The sequence below is a fragment of the Lachnospiraceae bacterium JLR.KK002 genome, from assembly GCA_036941025.1.
In the GTDB taxonomy this organism is placed as follows: domain Bacteria; phylum Bacillota; class Clostridia; order Lachnospirales; family Lachnospiraceae; genus Petralouisia.
Genome location: JAYMNP010000001.1, coordinates 3,282,344 through 3,298,407, shown reverse-complemented (window position 1 = coordinate 3,298,407; position 16,064 = coordinate 3,282,344). Strand labels below are relative to the sequence as shown.

The 16,064-nt window shown below is 42.9% G+C and carries 22 protein-coding genes and 1 pseudogene; 20 read left to right on the top strand and 3 right to left on the bottom strand.

The genetic code is table 11. The features are described 5' to 3' along the window. Positions 1 to 194 precede the first annotated feature (194 nt). From VSQ32_16060 to VSQ32_16050, 3 genes are read left to right on the top strand one after another with little or no spacing between them, the layout of a single operon-like run. Positions 195 to 533: a transposase gene (locus VSQ32_16060; protein ID MEH2944328.1), complete on the top strand. Its 339-nt coding sequence runs from the start codon at positions 195 to 197 to the stop codon at positions 531 to 533. Further along, positions 530 to 1,438, top strand: a complete 909-nt coding sequence (locus tag VSQ32_16055; GenBank protein MEH2944327.1) for an IS3 family transposase — start codon at positions 530 to 532, stop codon at positions 1,436 to 1,438. Before VSQ32_16060 ends, VSQ32_16055 begins: the two co-directional genes overlap by 4 nt. A 23-nt stretch (positions 1,439 to 1,461) precedes the next feature. After that, a complete protein-coding gene (locus tag VSQ32_16050) occupies positions 1,462 to 2,289 on the top strand; it encodes an IS3 family transposase (GenBank protein MEH2944326.1) in 828 nt (275 codons plus the stop codon). 152 nt (positions 2,290 to 2,441) lie between these two features. On the opposite strand, the gene VSQ32_16045 is transcribed toward VSQ32_16050, so the two are convergent. Both VSQ32_16045 and VSQ32_16040 read right to left on the bottom strand, forming a co-directional pair. Next, positions 2,442 to 3,263, bottom strand: a complete 822-nt coding sequence (locus tag VSQ32_16045) for a helix-turn-helix transcriptional regulator (protein ID MEH2944325.1) — start codon at positions 3,261 to 3,263, stop codon at positions 2,442 to 2,444. A 586-nt stretch (positions 3,264 to 3,849) separates the two neighbouring features. Next, a pseudogene (locus VSQ32_16040) lies at positions 3,850 to 5,245 on the bottom strand (transposase). A 171-nt stretch (positions 5,246 to 5,416) separates the two neighbouring features. On the opposite strand from VSQ32_16040, the gene VSQ32_16035 reads away from it, so the two are divergent. The 4 genes from VSQ32_16035 to VSQ32_16020 all read left to right on the top strand — a co-directional run bounded on the left by VSQ32_16035 (position 5,417) and on the right by VSQ32_16020 (position 7,558). Then, positions 5,417 to 5,680 carry a hypothetical protein gene (locus VSQ32_16035; GenBank protein ID MEH2944324.1) on the top strand — a complete coding sequence of 88 codons (264 nt, stop codon included), beginning with the start codon at positions 5,417 to 5,419 and terminating at the stop codon, positions 5,678 to 5,680. 193 nt (positions 5,681 to 5,873) lie between these two features. Beyond that, positions 5,874 to 6,692 (top strand): pyridoxamine kinase, encoded by an 819-nt coding sequence (locus tag VSQ32_16030; GenBank protein ID MEH2944323.1) that lies wholly within the window; start codon positions 5,874 to 5,876, stop codon positions 6,690 to 6,692. Next, complete coding sequence (locus VSQ32_16025) at positions 6,689 to 6,970, top strand: TIGR04076 family protein (GenBank protein MEH2944322.1); 282 nt, start codon at positions 6,689 to 6,691, stop codon at positions 6,968 to 6,970. Before VSQ32_16030 ends, VSQ32_16025 begins: the two co-directional genes overlap by 4 nt. 84 nt (positions 6,971 to 7,054) lie before the next feature. Beyond that, a complete protein-coding gene (locus VSQ32_16020; GenBank protein ID MEH2944321.1) occupies positions 7,055 to 7,558 on the top strand; it encodes an HD domain-containing protein in 504 nt (167 codons plus the stop codon). Positions 7,559 to 7,618: 60 nt separating this feature from the next. On the opposite strand, the gene VSQ32_16015 is transcribed toward VSQ32_16020, so the two are convergent. Next, on the bottom strand, positions 7,619 to 8,323 hold the full coding sequence (locus VSQ32_16015; GenBank protein MEH2944320.1) for a Crp/Fnr family transcriptional regulator: 705 nt from the start codon (positions 8,321 to 8,323) through the stop codon (positions 7,619 to 7,621). A 65-nt stretch (positions 8,324 to 8,388) separates the two neighbouring features. On the opposite strand from VSQ32_16015, the gene VSQ32_16010 reads away from it, so the two are divergent. The 13 genes from VSQ32_16010 to VSQ32_15950 all read left to right on the top strand — a co-directional run bounded on the left by VSQ32_16010 (position 8,389) and on the right by VSQ32_15950 (position 16,034). After that, on the top strand, positions 8,389 to 9,078 hold the full coding sequence (locus VSQ32_16010; GenBank protein ID MEH2944319.1) for a DUF2249 domain-containing protein: 690 nt from the start codon (positions 8,389 to 8,391) through the stop codon (positions 9,076 to 9,078). Positions 9,079 to 9,106: 28 nt separating this feature from the next. After that, on the top strand, positions 9,107 to 9,292 hold the full coding sequence (locus tag VSQ32_16005; protein ID MEH2944318.1) for a DUF1858 domain-containing protein: 186 nt from the start codon (positions 9,107 to 9,109) through the stop codon (positions 9,290 to 9,292). Between the two features lie 10 nt (positions 9,293 to 9,302). Then, a complete protein-coding gene (locus VSQ32_16000; GenBank protein MEH2944317.1) occupies positions 9,303 to 9,914 on the top strand; it encodes a hypothetical protein in 612 nt (203 codons plus the stop codon). Positions 9,915 to 9,917: 3 nt separating this feature from the next. After that, positions 9,918 to 10,463 (top strand): hemerythrin domain-containing protein, encoded by a 546-nt coding sequence (locus VSQ32_15995; protein MEH2944316.1) that lies wholly within the window; start codon positions 9,918 to 9,920, stop codon positions 10,461 to 10,463. A 4-nt stretch (positions 10,464 to 10,467) separates the two neighbouring features. Then, positions 10,468 to 10,704: a DUF1858 domain-containing protein gene (locus tag VSQ32_15990; GenBank protein MEH2944315.1), complete on the top strand. Its 237-nt coding sequence runs from the start codon at positions 10,468 to 10,470 to the stop codon at positions 10,702 to 10,704. Positions 10,705 to 10,749: 45 nt separating this feature from the next. After that, positions 10,750 to 11,079: a cupin domain-containing protein gene (locus tag VSQ32_15985; GenBank protein ID MEH2944314.1), complete on the top strand. Its 330-nt coding sequence runs from the start codon at positions 10,750 to 10,752 to the stop codon at positions 11,077 to 11,079. 17 nt (positions 11,080 to 11,096) lie between these two features. After that, positions 11,097 to 11,285: a ferredoxin gene (locus VSQ32_15980; protein MEH2944313.1), complete on the top strand. Its 189-nt coding sequence runs from the start codon at positions 11,097 to 11,099 to the stop codon at positions 11,283 to 11,285. A 2-nt stretch (positions 11,286 to 11,287) separates the two neighbouring features. Further along, on the top strand, positions 11,288 to 12,256 hold the full coding sequence (locus VSQ32_15975) for an L-lactate dehydrogenase (GenBank protein MEH2944312.1): 969 nt from the start codon (positions 11,288 to 11,290) through the stop codon (positions 12,254 to 12,256). A gap of 161 nt (positions 12,257 to 12,417) precedes the next feature. Further along, on the top strand, positions 12,418 to 12,843 hold the full coding sequence (locus VSQ32_15970) for a sigma factor-like helix-turn-helix DNA-binding protein (protein MEH2944311.1): 426 nt from the start codon (positions 12,418 to 12,420) through the stop codon (positions 12,841 to 12,843). Further along, complete coding sequence (locus tag VSQ32_15965; protein ID MEH2944310.1) at positions 12,833 to 13,054, top strand: helix-turn-helix domain-containing protein; 222 nt, start codon at positions 12,833 to 12,835, stop codon at positions 13,052 to 13,054. Before VSQ32_15970 ends, VSQ32_15965 begins: the two co-directional genes overlap by 11 nt. A 112-nt stretch (positions 13,055 to 13,166) precedes the next feature. Then, complete coding sequence (locus tag VSQ32_15960) at positions 13,167 to 13,520, top strand: hypothetical protein (GenBank protein MEH2944309.1); 354 nt, start codon at positions 13,167 to 13,169, stop codon at positions 13,518 to 13,520. A 248-nt stretch (positions 13,521 to 13,768) separates the two neighbouring features. Continuing rightward, positions 13,769 to 15,355 (top strand): MobA/MobL family protein, encoded by a 1,587-nt coding sequence (locus VSQ32_15955; GenBank protein ID MEH2944308.1) that lies wholly within the window; start codon positions 13,769 to 13,771, stop codon positions 15,353 to 15,355. Further along, entirely contained in the window at positions 15,342 to 16,034 is a 693-nt protein-coding gene (locus VSQ32_15950) for a phage replisome organizer N-terminal domain-containing protein (protein MEH2944307.1), read from the top strand. Before VSQ32_15955 ends, VSQ32_15950 begins: the two co-directional genes overlap by 14 nt. Positions 16,035 to 16,064: the final 30 nt, after the last annotated feature.

The window sequence follows — 16,064 nt, the reverse complement described above, 5'->3', positions numbered from 1 at the left end:
TGGCATTTTCAAAAAATGTCGGTATTATGCCGTGCAAAGGGGGGATAGAAAGAAATTTTCACAAATTCCCGCCTATTCGGGCTTGTGTGGTTTTGTAGGTAGCAGGGAGAGAAATATTGATGTGGTATAAAAAAAGTTGACAGCCCATTCTCAAGGATTTGAGATATAATCAAGAGGATAAGGAGTGAACAAAAATGGCAGAAAACAGGCAATACGACCATGAATACAAAGTACAGGCAGTGAAACTGGCAAAGGAAATCGGACAAGCAAAGGCCGCTAAAGAACTGGGGGTTCCAAAGAATACCATGTATGGCTGGGTACGGGCCAACCGCCCTGGCAGCCTCGACCTTGGGGCAGGTTCACAAACTCCGCAAAGCGCCATGACCCTTAACCAGGAACTTCTTCAGCTCCGCCAGCTGGTTAAGGAACAGGAAAAAGAAATCCGCCGTTTGAAGAAGGAAAATGACTTTCTGGAGGAAGCCAGCGCTTTTTTCGCCGCGAGCCGTCTGAGGTCAGCAAAAACGAAAGAATGAAGTTCATTGCTCTTAAAACCAAAGACGGCAAATTAAAAGGGGATATCTTCTTTTACTGTAGAACCCTTCATGTCAGCAGGCAGGGATTCTACCAGTACCTTGCAAATAAAGACCGCCCATGGAAGTATCAGCCCCTGGCAGACGCCATGATGGAAATCCTTGAGGAAGATGATTGTAATGACACCTACGGCCGGATCCGTATGTATCAGGCATTAATGTTAAAACAGCCTGAAAATGTGGATATTCCCAGCGAACGTACTGTTTACCGTGTCATGGAGGATATCGGCATCAGCCACCATCCCAGGCGCAAACCAAACGGAATCACGAAAGCGGATCGGCAAGCCCGGAAATCAGAAGATCTGTTAAAACGTGATTTTAAGTCAGAGAAGCCGCTGGTCAAGTGTGTAACAGACATAACAGAGATCAAAGCCAGCGATGGAAAGCTGTATGTTTCGGCTGTTTTTGACTGCTTCGATTCCAGCGTGGTTGGACTGGCGATGGATACTAATATGAAAGCTCCATTATGTGCGCGGACACTGGAAAACGCGGCGAAGACATATCCGGACATCCATGGGGCAATTATCCACAGTGACAGGGGAAGCCAGTACACGAGCCAGCTTTACCGGGATGTAATCCGGAAGTATGGCATACGGCAGAGCATGAACAGTGCAGGCGGCAGATGCCATGATAACGCCCGCTGCGAGAGCATGTGGGCCAGAATGAAATCTGAACTACTCTATGACCGTTACGATACAGAGAAGATGAGCACGGATGAACTGAAAACCCTGATCTGGAGATATTTCATCAGCTATTGGAATAACCGGAGGATCTGTTCCTCTAATGGAGGCCTTCCTCCCATGATAAAACGGCAGCGATACTATGATTCCCTGAAAGAAGCAGCATAGGATACAAAATCCTTGAGGAAAATGTGTCAACTAATCTTGACAAAATCACAAATAAAGACCGCCCATGGAAGTACCAGGCTCTGGCAGACGCCATGATGGAGATCCTTGAGGAAGACGATTGTAATGACACCTACGGCCGGATCCGCATGTATCAGGCATTAATGTTAAAACAGCCTGAAAATGTGGATATTCCCAGCGAACGTACTGTTTACCGTGTCATGGAGGATATTGGAATCAGCCATCATCCCAGGCGTAAACCAAACGGAATCACGAAAGCAGACCGGGAAGCCCGGAAATCAGAAGATCTGTTAAAACGTGATTTCAAGTCAGAGGAACCGCTGTCCAAGTGCGTAACAGACATAACAGAGATCAAAGCCAGCGATGGAAAGCTGTATGTTTCCGCTGTTTTCGACTGCTTCGATTCCAGCGTGGTTGGCCTGGCAATGGATACAAACATGAAAGCTCCGTTATGTGTGCGGACATTGAAAAACGCGGCGGAAGCGTATCCAGGCATCCGCGGAGCAATTATCCACAGTGACAGGGGAAGCCAGTACACCAGCCGGCTTTATCGGGACGCAATCAATCAATATGGCATCCGACAAAGCATGAACAGCGCGGGTGGAAGATGCCATGATAATGCCCGCTGTGAAAGCATGTGGGCCAGAATGAAATCAGAACTGTTATATGACCGCTATGATACTGAGAAGATGAGCACAGATGAACTGAAAACCCTGATCTGGAGATATTTCATCAGCTATTGGAATAACCGGAGGATCTGTTCTGCTAATGGAGGGCTTCCTCCCATCATCAAACGACAGCGATACTATGATTCTCTGGAAGAAGCAGCATAGAATACAAAACCCTTGAGAAAAATGTGTCAACTAATCTTGACAAAATCAATTTGAATGATGTGGTGGAGCTGGTTAAGACAGAGGAATAATAAAATATGGTTACAGTAACAGGGAATTGCGGATAGATGCAGTTCCTTTTGTTTTGCAGTTATTTAGTCCTTAGACTGTTTCCTTTTCGTACTGTTCCGGCGTTTTTTTGCATCAGGTTCTAAGATTTCAGACTGTCCAAGCATATCTGCCATATCATCAATATTCTTTTCGGTTGGTTTAATCTTTAGAAATTGGGTGAATATGTAAGCAAGTTTCTGTTTGGAAGTGCCTGCAAAGTTTTCAGCTTTTTCAAGAATTTCTTCCCAATGTTCGGTTATGGTCTTAGGAGGGGCAGAATCAATATCGCCTTTATGGGCATTCCTGATGTCTTTGATAATGGCGTGCATATCGTCATCAATCACATGGGAAAAGTATTCATTCAGTTCAAGGTGCTGTGCTTTCAGCGTGTTTAATTGCAGGTTGTATTCATCAGGATTGTGCCGCTTCATCAGTGCCTTTCTGCTTGTGTCCACCACAAAATTAAGTGATTTGATCTGCATATCAGCAAGACCGTCAACATATATCTCCAAGTCAAGCATGAGTTTTCGGAACTGTTCATGAGTGATAAGCTCTGACAGGAGCAGTGTGTTGATTTTGCGGTCTTTGAGAAGTGTCAGGGCAGCGTCACTCAGGTGCAGATTGGACAGGGCAATGTTGTCAAGCTGTCTGTTTTCAGTCATACCAAGCAGATAATCCGTTGATACTTCATAGAATTTTGCTAATTCGATGATGTTCCTATGGGGTATTTCTTTATAATCATCAGATTCATAAGAGCCAAGCGTGGAAGCAGGAATTTTTGTCTGCTGTGACAGTTGTTCTAAAGTCATTCCCTTTTCTACACGCAGGTCTTTCAGGCGTTCCTGTATGCTTAATTGCGTTTTCATAGATAAATCTCTCCTTTACGAAAACAGAATATCACACAAACAGGCGGATTCCTACCGAAAATTTCCAGCATGATAGAAAAAATCTGTTTTTTGGAAGATTTCTGACATGGTGGATATACGGGAAAGCAGGGCGTTTTGTTGGATAATGACAGTACAACTGAATGACTGTCCAAGCTGATATAAACTGCCAAGACCAATTTTAAGAAAATTTGAGCGCCAATATTGGACGACACAGTGCCGACAAGGGTTGCCTGTCAGGAAACAGCAAGGGGAAAACAGCAATGATAGAAAACCGCCCAAGATTGAGTATATTTATTTGGTACCGGAAGGGTACCGTTAAATTGGATTGGTGCCAGTTTCGGTACTAGGTAATTGCGAAACAAGTTCAAAATCTTGATTCCAATAGGGCAAAGGCCCGGTTGAGCCGGACTTACAGGAGGCGGATGTGGATAACAAGAGTTTTAAGACATGAAAACAAAGCAGATAAGGTTATCTGCCCGTGAAATGGTATGCGGTATGTAAGGTTATGCAATCAGAGGTTTTAAACTGCGGATATATTGATGCCTGTGCAGTTTATCAGCCACCATTACTGTAATAAGCTGGGTAATCCCGGCGAGAAGCAGGTCAGCATGAAGCGTTTTTTCATTCTGCGTTTTACGCCCGGCAACACAGAAGCTGTCCTTGAAATGGTTGATTGATTTCTCAACATTTACCCTGATCTTATAGGTGGAATCCCATTCGGCCGTACTACGGAGCGTACCAGGATAGGCGCGCAGGTTTTTCTCGGGATAAATATAAAACATCCTGCCGCAGGGGGATTCCGTACAGGGATTTTCACAGTGGCAGACGCGTTTGCTTTTACCGGTTGATTTATCATATTCCCATTTCATTTTCGGGCATACAAACTTCATGGTTGGCAGTCCGCAGCGGAGATGGGATTTGCTTCCTTCCCGTTTCATTGGAAGGGATGGGTCTTTGGGGCAGCAGGGGATGCCGTCCTTATTCAGCGGGCAGTCGGATTCCGGAAGGGAGATTCTGCCGTTGAGGGGAATGTAAGCTTTCTCAAAGGAGGCTTCCTGTAACAGGTATTTGTAGATTTCAATGGAATCAAATGAGGCATCCCCCAGAAAAGTTTTCGGATTGATAAGCGGATGCTTCCGAAAGAAATCCTTTAAAGTGGGAATCAATGCCCTGGAATCGGCAAGACTCTTATCTTCATCCGGGGAATCAGATTTTTTTCCAACAATGATGTCAGGATGAGCCGCAAGAAAGTCCTTGTTATAAAAGGAAATATCCCGGACAATGCCGAGTCCGTTGGTAATAATACCGAATTTATAAGCATAACAGAAATGCCCGTTAATGTACATCTGCTGAATGGCTGGACTGGCGGCAGCATGGGAAGGCATGGAGCCGTAGGCGGCTTTATAAGGGTCAAAGGAATCGTCCATCCCTTTTGCTTTTTTGAAGGCTTTCAGCTGTTTGATGATACGGTTGGCATATTTGGGATTGTTTTCTGTAACCCATGCCTCAATGCCGGAGGTGTCAAAGAGAAGCATGGAAGCTTTCTGTGTATCAATACAATGGCAGATTGGTTCGGTCAAGTCAACAAGATGATCGAACATGGATTGTAAGTCCGATAAAAAATCCTGTTTGAACCGGGTGAATTTAGAGGCATCCGGGACAACATCAAACCCACAGAAGTCCCGCAGTTCCTGGGAGTATTTCAGGAATATGATCAGCAGGGATGTTGTTGGGATTGAGAAGATAAGCTGTAATAACAGAGCCCTGAGCATTGGATAAAGCAGATGCTTACGGGGCCTGCCAGTGGCAGCATGGAAATGAGAAATAAAGGACACTGGGACAATTTCATCTAAGTTGATGGTATTTTCGAGAAGTGCAAGGAACTGATATTTATCATTATCAAATTTATTTTGGCAATCGGTAAAAATATCTGCCAAAGAGAGCTGTTTGTATGTTATCATGTAGGTACAACTCCTTTACTGGTGGATATGGTTGATTGTTACTCGGCATCTCAATTTTACCACAAACCAGTGAGGAGTTGTTTTATTTTGTGACAAAAAGAATCCCGTATTTATGCGGGTTCTGGCGTTTCGCAAATGCCTAAGTTTCGGTACTGGAGAAAGGAGCATGGAATGAAATTATCAAGATATGAGCAGGAGGTTGTTATCAACTTTAATGCAGATGAAAGCGAAGCAACAATTTACACAGCTAATCTGGCATGGATACGGAAAATGGATAAGCTATGTAAAGAGTTTCCAGAGGTAATAAGGTTAAAGTCATGGACGGAAGTAAGTAAGACCTATGTTTTACCCAAAAATCTTGTCAGGATTGGGAAACCGAGAACATTAAGCGAAGCTCAGCTTAGACATTTACGGGAGTTGCAGAACAGGGGATAAGAATTTCGGATTGAGTGAAATGGGTAAAGTCAATAAAAGCAGTCACGTAACAGAAATCCATAAAATTCCGGAGTGTGGCGGATATTTAATGTATATATTGGTGCTTGTATACACAAATCTTGACGAAAACCTGCTCCCTGTATATAATTATTTCATTATAGATGAATTGAATTAACTGAAAGGCATGATGAAAATGGGCAAGCAAGTATTGTTGATAAATGATCTGGCAGGATATGGAAAGGTGGCATTATCGGTCATGCTTCCATTGATGTCATATATGGGGTACCAAATATATAATCTTCCCACTGCGTTAGTATCAAATACGTTGGATTATGGCAAATTCGATATTCTTGAAACAACAGATTATATGAAGAACACTATTAAAGTATGGGAGGAATTGGGATTCTGCTTTGATGTGATAGCGACAGGCTTTATTGTTTCAGAGGAGCAGGTAAAAATCATAGAAGAATTTTGTCGAAAGGAAAGCATGAAAGGAACCCTGATATTTGTTGATCCAATTATGGGAGATGAAGGAACCCTGTACAATGGAGTTACAGAGCAAATGGTTGCACATATGAAGAAACTGGTAGGAGTAGCCGATTATATTGTACCAAATTATACTGAAGCGGCCAGACTTACAGGAGTGGAGTATCATGAATCTGCAACAATCTCGGAGGTAGATGAAATGATTCAAAGGCTTGGTAATATGGGCGCAAAATCGGTAATCATCACAAGCATTCAGCAGGATGGCAAAGATGTGGTTGCAGGCTTCGATCATAAAACGAAACAAAGATTTACAATTCCTTTTTATAACATTCCGGTCAGGTTTCCGGGTACGGGCGATATTTTTTCTTCCGTTTTATTGGGAAAACTGATGGAGGGAAACAGCCTGTATGACAGTACAAAAAAAGCCATGGACACTGTGAGCAGCCTGATTGAAAACAATAGAAACAATACAGATATATATAAGGGAATACCGATTGAGAAGGAGTTGGAGGTGCTTAAAATATGAAAAAACCTGGAATCCAGATCACATTGATTGATCAAAAAGGCACGAAAGGATGTCATAGGGGTCACAAAATAGGTGATAGTTTTGATTTTGATACAGAGCGTGGAAAACTCTGTCCTATGGCTATGCATGTTGCATTTCCATATATTGATATTTTAAGATACGGCGGCGAAATACCCGGACAGGAGAAGGGGACAGCGGTTTTTGCCTGCCCTGATGTGGACACATTAAATGTCTTTAAAATAGAACGGATTGATGTTTTGGATGACGATTCGCCATAAGGTTGGCTTTTAATTGTACGATGTGACTGGTAAGTTTGTGGACTATTGGTTATAGACGATGTATAGATAACAGGAGGAAATGATATGACTGTTTCAGAAATCATGGTTAAAATGGTAAAGTATTCAAAAGGAAATCTTCATGATATCAATCATTTTATGAAAGTGTATGCCTATGCAAAAACGATTGCAGAGTGTGAGAAAGTAGCGGATGATGAACAGAGAATAATAGAAATTGCGGCTATTATACATGATATTGCGTGTCCTTTGTGCCGGGAAAAATACGGAAATACAAATGGAAAACTTCAGGAAAAAGAAGGCGCTGTATTAGCTGAAGAATTCCTGAAGGGTACAGGGCTGTCGAACGAGATGGTGAACCGTATCATCTTTTTGGTCGCACATCATCATACTTTTCAGGAGGTTGACGGGATTGATTACCAGATTTTGCTGGAAGCTGATTATTTGGTTAATGCTGACGAATCCGGATATCAGGAAGCCAATATCAGAAATGTTATAGATTGTGTTTTTAAGACATCATCAGGAAAAATGCTTCTGCAATCCGTTTATGGGATTGCAGAAGGCAACCGCTGATTTGATAACAAATATGTATTTTGTAAACAGGTCAATCTGCTATGTATAGATTGACCTGTTTTAATTTGTGGCATTTGGACTTAATTCAAAATGAGAATGAAAGGTTTTCAGAAGCCCTTCTTTTTGCAGCTTTGATAATTCTACAGACATTGCTGCACGTTCTACACAGAGGAAGTCGGCAAGCTGCTGGCGGTTAAAGGGAATGTCAAAAGAAAGTGATCCTTGTCTGGCTGCTTCAGCAGATAAATAGGAAAGCAGCTTATCACGTGTTTTTCGCTTGCTCATGTGCGTTATCTTCTCGTTAAACAACAGTGTCTTTTGGGCAAAAGCTGTAATCAGGTTTTTAATCAGGCGGTTATGATGGCTGCAGGCAGCGGAACACATGGTAATCAGGCGGCTCATATTTATTTCCACAATTTCACAATTTTCTGTCGCAACAACACTGACGCTGAGAACTGCATCAGGAATGGCGGCAAAGGGTTCGGCAAAGTAGTCGCCCGGCATAAGATTTGTTATAACGTTCCGGTTTCCCCATAAATCTTCCTGAATGACTAAAGCAGTCCCAGACGCAAGCAGGCTGATACAGTCCGTACAATCTCCTGCCTGAAGGATGTATTGATTTTTGGCGTTTTTTCTGACTTTTGCTCCGATACACTTTAGCGAGGTTAAAATCTCGTCATCGGATAATCCTGCAAACAGCGGGCATTTTTTTAATACGTTTAAAAATTTTTCCAAAATCTCACCTCTTTGTTTGAATTCAAACATACTTGCTCTGCTTATTTTACTATAATGTAATCACCAAAGCAAGAAAATAAATAAAGGAGGATATCATGATAAAGTACGAGGAATGGAAGGATAAAAAGAAAGACTTCTTCAAAGTGGATGTACGCCATGTGCAGGGAAATTTCTTTCCCGGCTTACAAAGACGTGCCATGACGCTAAAAGCCGGGGAGGGAATTGAGGTCATACAGACTTTTGAACCTTACCCGCTATATAAGGAGATGGATATGCTGGGGTATATACATCATACAGAGAAGCTGGCAGAAAATGAGTTTCATGTCTGGTTTTACCGGACAGAGGAAAAAGAGCCGGAAGGCTCTGCACCATACCGTCCGCTTGCATTGCTGAATTATCCTATGATTGATGAGGACTTAGGGCGTATCGCGGCGGATTTTTGGCAGGCAACATGGCAGAGTGAGAAGCGCACTCTCCCCTATGAAATGCGTCTGCTCCTTTCCCTGACAAATGCAGTTGGCGCAGGAAGAATGAGGCAGGCTGTGCGGGAACTGGTAAAGGCATATATCTATGGTCTTGAATCCGCAGCGCTGGATGATGTGTTTGAACTTTTGGCATGGAATCAGGGGATCGGATTTTTCAGCTCGGAAATTGGACCTTCACCGCTTTTTCAAGCGTATAAGATGATTAAGACGCAGGAACAAAGAGGCATAAGCAGGGAAGAAATCTGCACCGAGATAAAAGAAAAGTTTGGCGAAAAAAATCAGGAAGTGCAAGTGTTGTAACAGGAAAGAAAGATAGGAGGAAAATAATATGGCAATCACAAAGGAAATGTTACTTGGAGAAATTTTAAGAACCAAACCGGAGGCGGCAGAGGTGTTGATGCAGATGGGGATGCACTGTTTAGGGTGCCCGTCCTCACAGATGGAGAGCCTTGCGGATGCCTGCATGGTGCATGGGCTGGATGCCGATGAACTCTTGAAAAAGCTGAATTCATAGGAGGAGTGCAATGAGCGCATTTTTAGGTTCGATTCATCACTGGCTATACGGAAAAATAGAGTTCCAAAACGGGCTAGTTGAAAGATTATCAGATATGATAAGCAAAAACGGGTATGATGATGGCATTCTTTCCGAAATGGAACAAAAGTATGGGGCGGTGGAGAAAGGCAGTCTTGAAAATATGATTGATAACAGTAATATACATGGCTGGTTACAGGATAAAATCGCTGCCGCTGAAAACCGCCTTGCTTTTCTGGTCATCTCAACGATGGATGCCCATTCTGAATGTATGCCGGATATTGCGAATGCTGCATATGAGTATGGACGGAGCAGGAAACTGTCGGGGAAAACAAGCGCAGAAGAAGTTTATAGGCATTTAGATAATCTGCTATTGAACGGAATGCCTTGTGACAGGGTTAATACTGTGGTTTCCATAAGTCAGGAGGCAGTAGTATGGAAACAGACTGTGGATATACATTTGCCATATTGGGAAGCATTACAAGGAGATGTCAGTCATTATTATGACCTGAAGGAGAGGCTGGTCGCAGGTATTTTGGAGGGCAGCGGTTTTTCCTGCAAATATTTAGGAAATCAGACATTCACATTGATTAAGGAGGGATAAATAATGTATGGAATTGATTTACTGATGAAAGAACATGAGAATATCGTAGCACTGACTAAGCATTTAAGGAGAACCTGCTGTGCTGTGATTGAGGGGGCAGACATTGATGTTCAGGAGTTTCTGGAGTGTATTGATTTTGCAAGAACTTATGCAGACAAGCATCATCATGGAAAGGAAGAACAGATATTGTTTCGGTTTATGCTTAATAATTCCGATCCTGTTGCAGAAAAACTGGTGCGCAATGGAATGCTGGTGGAACATGACTTCGGAAGATTCCATATCGGGGAATTGGAGAACGCAGTTAAGCAGTATGCCAGTGTTCCGACTACAGAAGGAAAGCTGGATATCGTCACCCATGCATCGGGTTATGTGGATTTATTGCAGCGTCACATTGAGAAAGAAGATACCGTCTGCTACACTTATGCATTACGAACACTGTCAGAGGAATGCAAAGCGCAGATTGATGAACAGACAAGAACGTTTGAGAAAAAAGCGGAACAGGACGGCATACAGGAGAAATATATTACATGGTTAGAAAAAAGGAGATAGGCGAATGGGTAAAGTTGTTGATTTCACAAAAACAGTTTCAGAGCTGGTAAGTGAAAATCCTGAAATAAAAGAGGTATTGGCAGAAGCAGGGTTTAAGGAAATTATAAAGCCTATGTCTTTAGCTGTAATGGGTAAGGTAATGACGATACCAAATGGAGCTGCCATAAAAAATATTCCTATGGACAAAGTTTTTGAAACTTTTGAGAAACATGGGTTTGAGGTGAAAACAGAAACATCTTGAACGGGTGGTTAAAAATCAGGCTGAGGGAAGGAGCAAACGAACAGTATGGAAAAAATAAAAAATATAGACAAGGCAGAAATTTTAGTTTTAAAAGAACAGGTTGCTTACCAAAGCAATCAGGTTGTAAGCAGGACTTTAGCACAAAATAATGCGCTGAGTGTCACATTGTTTTCTTTTGACAAGGGAGAAGAAATCAGCAGCCATGAGTCCAGTGGTGATGCCTTTGTGATTTGTTTGGATGGCGTTGGCGAGATTACGATTGATGACAAAAAGTATGAACTGCATGAGGGAGAATCTATTGTAATGCCCGCAAAACACCCTCATGCGGTCTTGGGTAAAGAGCAGTTTAAAATGTTGCTGGTTGTTGTATTTTAGCGAAAGGGGGATGCGGCATGAGGGTGAATGTAGATCAGAATGCTTGTATTGGATGCGGGCTGTGTGTTGGGATGGCACCTGATGTATTCCGTATGAATGACGATGATAAGGCGGAGGGGTATCAGGACTCTGCACCGGAAAACGAAAGCATGGTACAGGATGCCGTTCGTTCCTGTCCTGTTTCCGCTATTGAATGGGAGGAATAGAGATGATAAAAACAATTAACCCAAGAAAAGCAGCAGTCATCGGCTGTGGATTTGTAGGCGCTGCAACAGCATTTACACTGATGCAGAGCAGGCTGTTCACTGAAATGGTGCTTCTTGATGCAAATTATGATAAAGCAGACGGAGAAGCAAAGGACATTTCGCATGGCGTTCCGTTTGCCGGACAGATGAAGATTTATGCAGGAGGCTATGATGACCTGATGGATGCTTCTATTGTCATTGTGACTGCCGGGGCAAACCAGAAGCCGAATGAAACAAGGCTCGATTTAGTACATAAAAATGTTGCTATCTACAAAAGCATCATTCCTGAAATTGCAAAGCGCAATTTTAAAGGAATATTGCTGATTGTATCAAATCCGGTTGATATTCTTACTTATGCTGCTGTAAAGCTGAGCGGGTTTCCTGAAAAAAGAGTAATTGGTTCCGGAACGGTTCTTGATACCGCAAGGCTAAAATATGCGCTTAGTAAACATTTAGGGGTAGACAGCCGTAGCATTCATTCCTTTATCATTGGCGAACATGGGGATAGTGAGATTGCAGCATGGAGCAGCACGAATATATCTGGTATTCCATTGAATGATTTTTGTGAGATGCGTGGACATTTCAACCATGAGGAAGCAATGCGGGAGATTGCGGAAGATGTAAAAAACAGCGCTTATGATATTATTTCTAAAAAGCAGGCTACTTATTATGGAATTGCTATGTCGGTTAAGCGTATCTGTGAATGCGTTGTAAGGGATGAAAAATCTATTCTTCCGGTATCTTCTATCATGCATGGAAATTATGGGATTAAAGAAATTGCCCTTAGTATGCCCGCTATTATAGGGGCAGACGGAATCGAAACCCATGTTCCTATTTCTTTGAATGAAAAGGAAATGGAGAAACTTCACAATTCGGCAAAAACTATAAGAAAAATTGCAGAAGAGCTTGATTTGGAAGTTGTCCCAAATTAGGAAAAAGGAATATTTACACTGAAACTTAGGCGGGAAAGCGTTTGTTGGAAGAAAACCAATGAGCGCTTTTCTGTTTCTAAAAGCAACAATACACTGCCGTTCCCCGCCAGTCCTAACTTCGTTTCAGATAAATCAATTTTTCAGAAATAGAGGACAGGACATTGATAAACAAAGATAAAAAAGACAGGGTGGTGCGCCAGTTTGTGACATACTGCCGCATGGCATTGAGATACGAAAAAATTAACTATTACAACGAACGCAAGCGCATGGCGGAACGGGAATCGCACATGGAGATGTTTTCCGAAAAGCAGTTGGAAACGGTTGATAAAATCTTTGATACATACCACGCTGACTATTTTTATGTCATGGGCTATGAAATCGGCATAGTGGACGGTGATTTGGCACAGGCATTAAGGGAACTGTCGGACAGACAGTTACAGATTGTGCTGATGTATTACTTCATCGGATGGACGGACAGGGAGATTGGGGGAATCCTCGGTCTGGCAAAAAGCACTGTCTGCAAATGGAGGAATGATACGGTAAAAACACTCCGGTGGCTGGTGGAGGGAATGTGTCATGGAGAATAAATTTAAAGACAGGGACATTTCCTTTGAAACACTGGAAAAGGCAGTAAATGGCGATTATTTTGCTATGCAGGAGGTGATTCGGCTGTTCAAGCCGTACATGGCAAGGCTTAGCATTGAGGAAGGCAGATTCAACAGGGAACTGTACGAAAGGCTCGTGCGGAAAGTTATGCTTATAACGGTACGGTTTAAGACGGATTATGATGAAAAATAAACAGGCGTGATGAAACACAGGAGAGGGCATTCCGGATACGGGTGTCCTCTTTTGTGTGCCTGTTATTGATATGCAATATTAACAGCGTTACAGGCAGAGAGGAAGTGAGAAAATGAGCGAAAATAAATTAAGAAACAGAGAGGTAATTGATGCGGAATTGCAGAAAACGAAAGCCGAGCTTGCCATTGCAAAACATAGGCAGGCGAAACTCCTTAACCAGATAAAAGGTAAGACAGAAAAGGAACGCCGACACCGCAACATCGTATGGGGAAGCCACTTTGAATACCTTATCAGAGAAAAGCTGAATATTACCAAAGAACAGCTTGCCTCCCTGAATGATGATTCAGTAAAAGATATTCTGAATACTCTCTTTTCTGATTCGTATTTCCGCCGGATGATGCAGAATATTTTGACAGAAAAAGTAAACCCACAATCCCCGACGGAAATGAATAAAGAGCATTCATAGAAATTATCTGCCGAAACGTGGCGGGCGGCATTATAAAACTTTGTGGGCAGATAAAGGCTGCTCTTTAGCCTTTATCTGAACGCAAAGTTCACTAAAGGGTAGGGCGGAACGCCCGTAGGGGAATTGTCGTTTCCCCTGTTGTCTGCCGTAAGGCAGGCAAAGCCCCGCAGGGCGCACACACGCGAAGCGTGTATAAGTGCGCCCTTGTCAAATGTAGCACAGCTACATTTTTCCGTCGGGGATAGAAAATGCAGAAAAGGAGGGAGATACCGATAAGCACCAAAATGATACATCTTAACGCAAAGATAATCAGCAGGGGCGGGGAAAAGCCGCAGTCGGCTGTGGCTTCTGCCGCATACCGGAGCGCAACAAAAATTTACTGCGAATATGATGGTGAAGTAAAAGACTTTTCAAGGAAGGGTCATGTGATATATTCCGAAATCCTATTGCCGGAGTATGCGCCAAAAGAATTTGAAGACCGTTCTGTTTTGTGGAACGCTGTTGAAAATTTTGAAAAAGGAAGCAGGGCGCAGCTTTCAAGGGAAGTTGAATTTTCTCTGCCCTGTGAGCTGGATGCGGATGAACGGTTAAAGGCGGCAAGAACACTCGCGGAATTTTTTAGAAATAAAAGAATGGTTGTTGATATGAATCTGCACAATCCAGACCATGAAAACCCGAACCCGCATTGTCATCTCATGCTTACCATGCGCCCATTCCAAAAAGACGGGACTTTTTTAGAAAAGAAATGCTGGCGGGAATATGACCTTGATAAAAACGGTCAGAAAATCCCCACAAAGAAAGGCAATGATTATAAGTCACATAAAGTTTACGCTACTGATTGGGATGACAGGGAAAACGTGGAAAAATGGCGGGCATTGTGGGCGGATATTGAAACTGATTTTTACAAAAAGAACGGCTATGAGATTACGGCGGAACACCGTTCTTTTGAAAGGCAGGGCATAGACCTTTTACCGACAATCCATATGGGTGCGGCAGTGACCGCAATGGAGCGCAGGGGCATTAAAACCGAAGTCGGCAACATGAACAGGGAGATTAGAAAAATCAACGCCCTTATCCTGTCCAGCATGGAGAACATAGAGCGTCTGACGGATAAAATAACGTTCCTCGAAAAAGAGAAAAAAGCCGTTGGACAGGAAGAAAAAGAAACACCGGCAGAGGAAAAGAAACCGGACACTTTAATTTCAATCCTTATGGAATGGCAGCAAAACCGGAGCGCCTTTATTCAGGGTAACAATATCCGGCAGCGCACAGACACGAAAGCAGGAAATGTAAAAGATTTTTCTGTTATGGTGGCATTTTTGCAATCACATAAGATTGAAACGCTTGAAGATTTGCGGAAACTGGCAGAGGACACCAAAAAGCGGCGGAGCGATAACATTCACAACCAGCGTGAATTAAATGCAAAGCTGAAAAAAGTATCCAATATCGTAGACATCTATCAAGCCTACAAGCCATATGCAGAGTACCTGAAAAAATACGAAAGTCTTTCCGGCAGGCAGAAACAGTCTTATTATGACAAAAATGCGGACAAGATTGAAACTGCGCTCTCCTACCGGACAGGATTGAAAAATATGAGTGGTACGGATAAGCTGCTTCCGAAAACGTGGAAAAAGGAACTTGACGGACTGAAAGCGGAAAGTGCAAAGATAACACACGATTTAGCAAAAGATGATGCCATTCTTGGGGAACTTGCGGAGATTGCGGACAAGGCGGCAATGGTACAGAGGGCAAAAGCAAAACAGAATGAAATACTTCCCAATCTTGGGGAGGAAAAAAGAATAAAAAAGGAAGGGGGCAGCTATGGCAGAGAATAAGAAATATTATTTCCTCAAGCTCAAAGAGGATTTTTTTGACCAACGTGAGATTGTGGTATTGGAAGGTTCAAAAGATGGCGTTTTATATGTGAATATCCTGCTCAAGCTGTATTTAAAATCATTGCAGCATAACGGAAAACTGCTCTTAAATGAGATGACGCCGCTTTCTGCGGAGATGATCGCACTGCTCACAAGGCATGAGATAGGAACAGTGGAAAGGGCGATACGGGCATTCATGCAGCTTGGGCTTGTGGAGGTATTGGAAGATAACACTTACTATATGCCGGAAATTCAGGAAATGACAGGAAAAGGCTCGTCCGATGCAGAACGCAAGGCAAGATACCGCAGATTGAGGTCAGAGGGAAAAACGCCACTTCTTACAGACAAAAATACGGGCATAGAACAAAATTGGGACAATGTCCCACCTGTGTCCCAATTCAGTCGGTCATTTTTTGCGGACAGTTCAATACATACCATCCGTTTTTGTTCCCTGCTCCTGCGTTTGCTCTCGTTCGACTTCTCCCTCTGTATCTTCTTAGCGCAAACAGGGCAATACTTTGATATGCCAGAGCCAGGGACGTATTCAACGCTGCACACCGTACAGTGTTTAGCGGGTAACGCTGTCCACCGCTTCGTGGGTGTGATATGTAATTCACCGACAAAGCCGATGAATTTATAATAAATCTTGATTTCCTGTCTAACCCTTCCG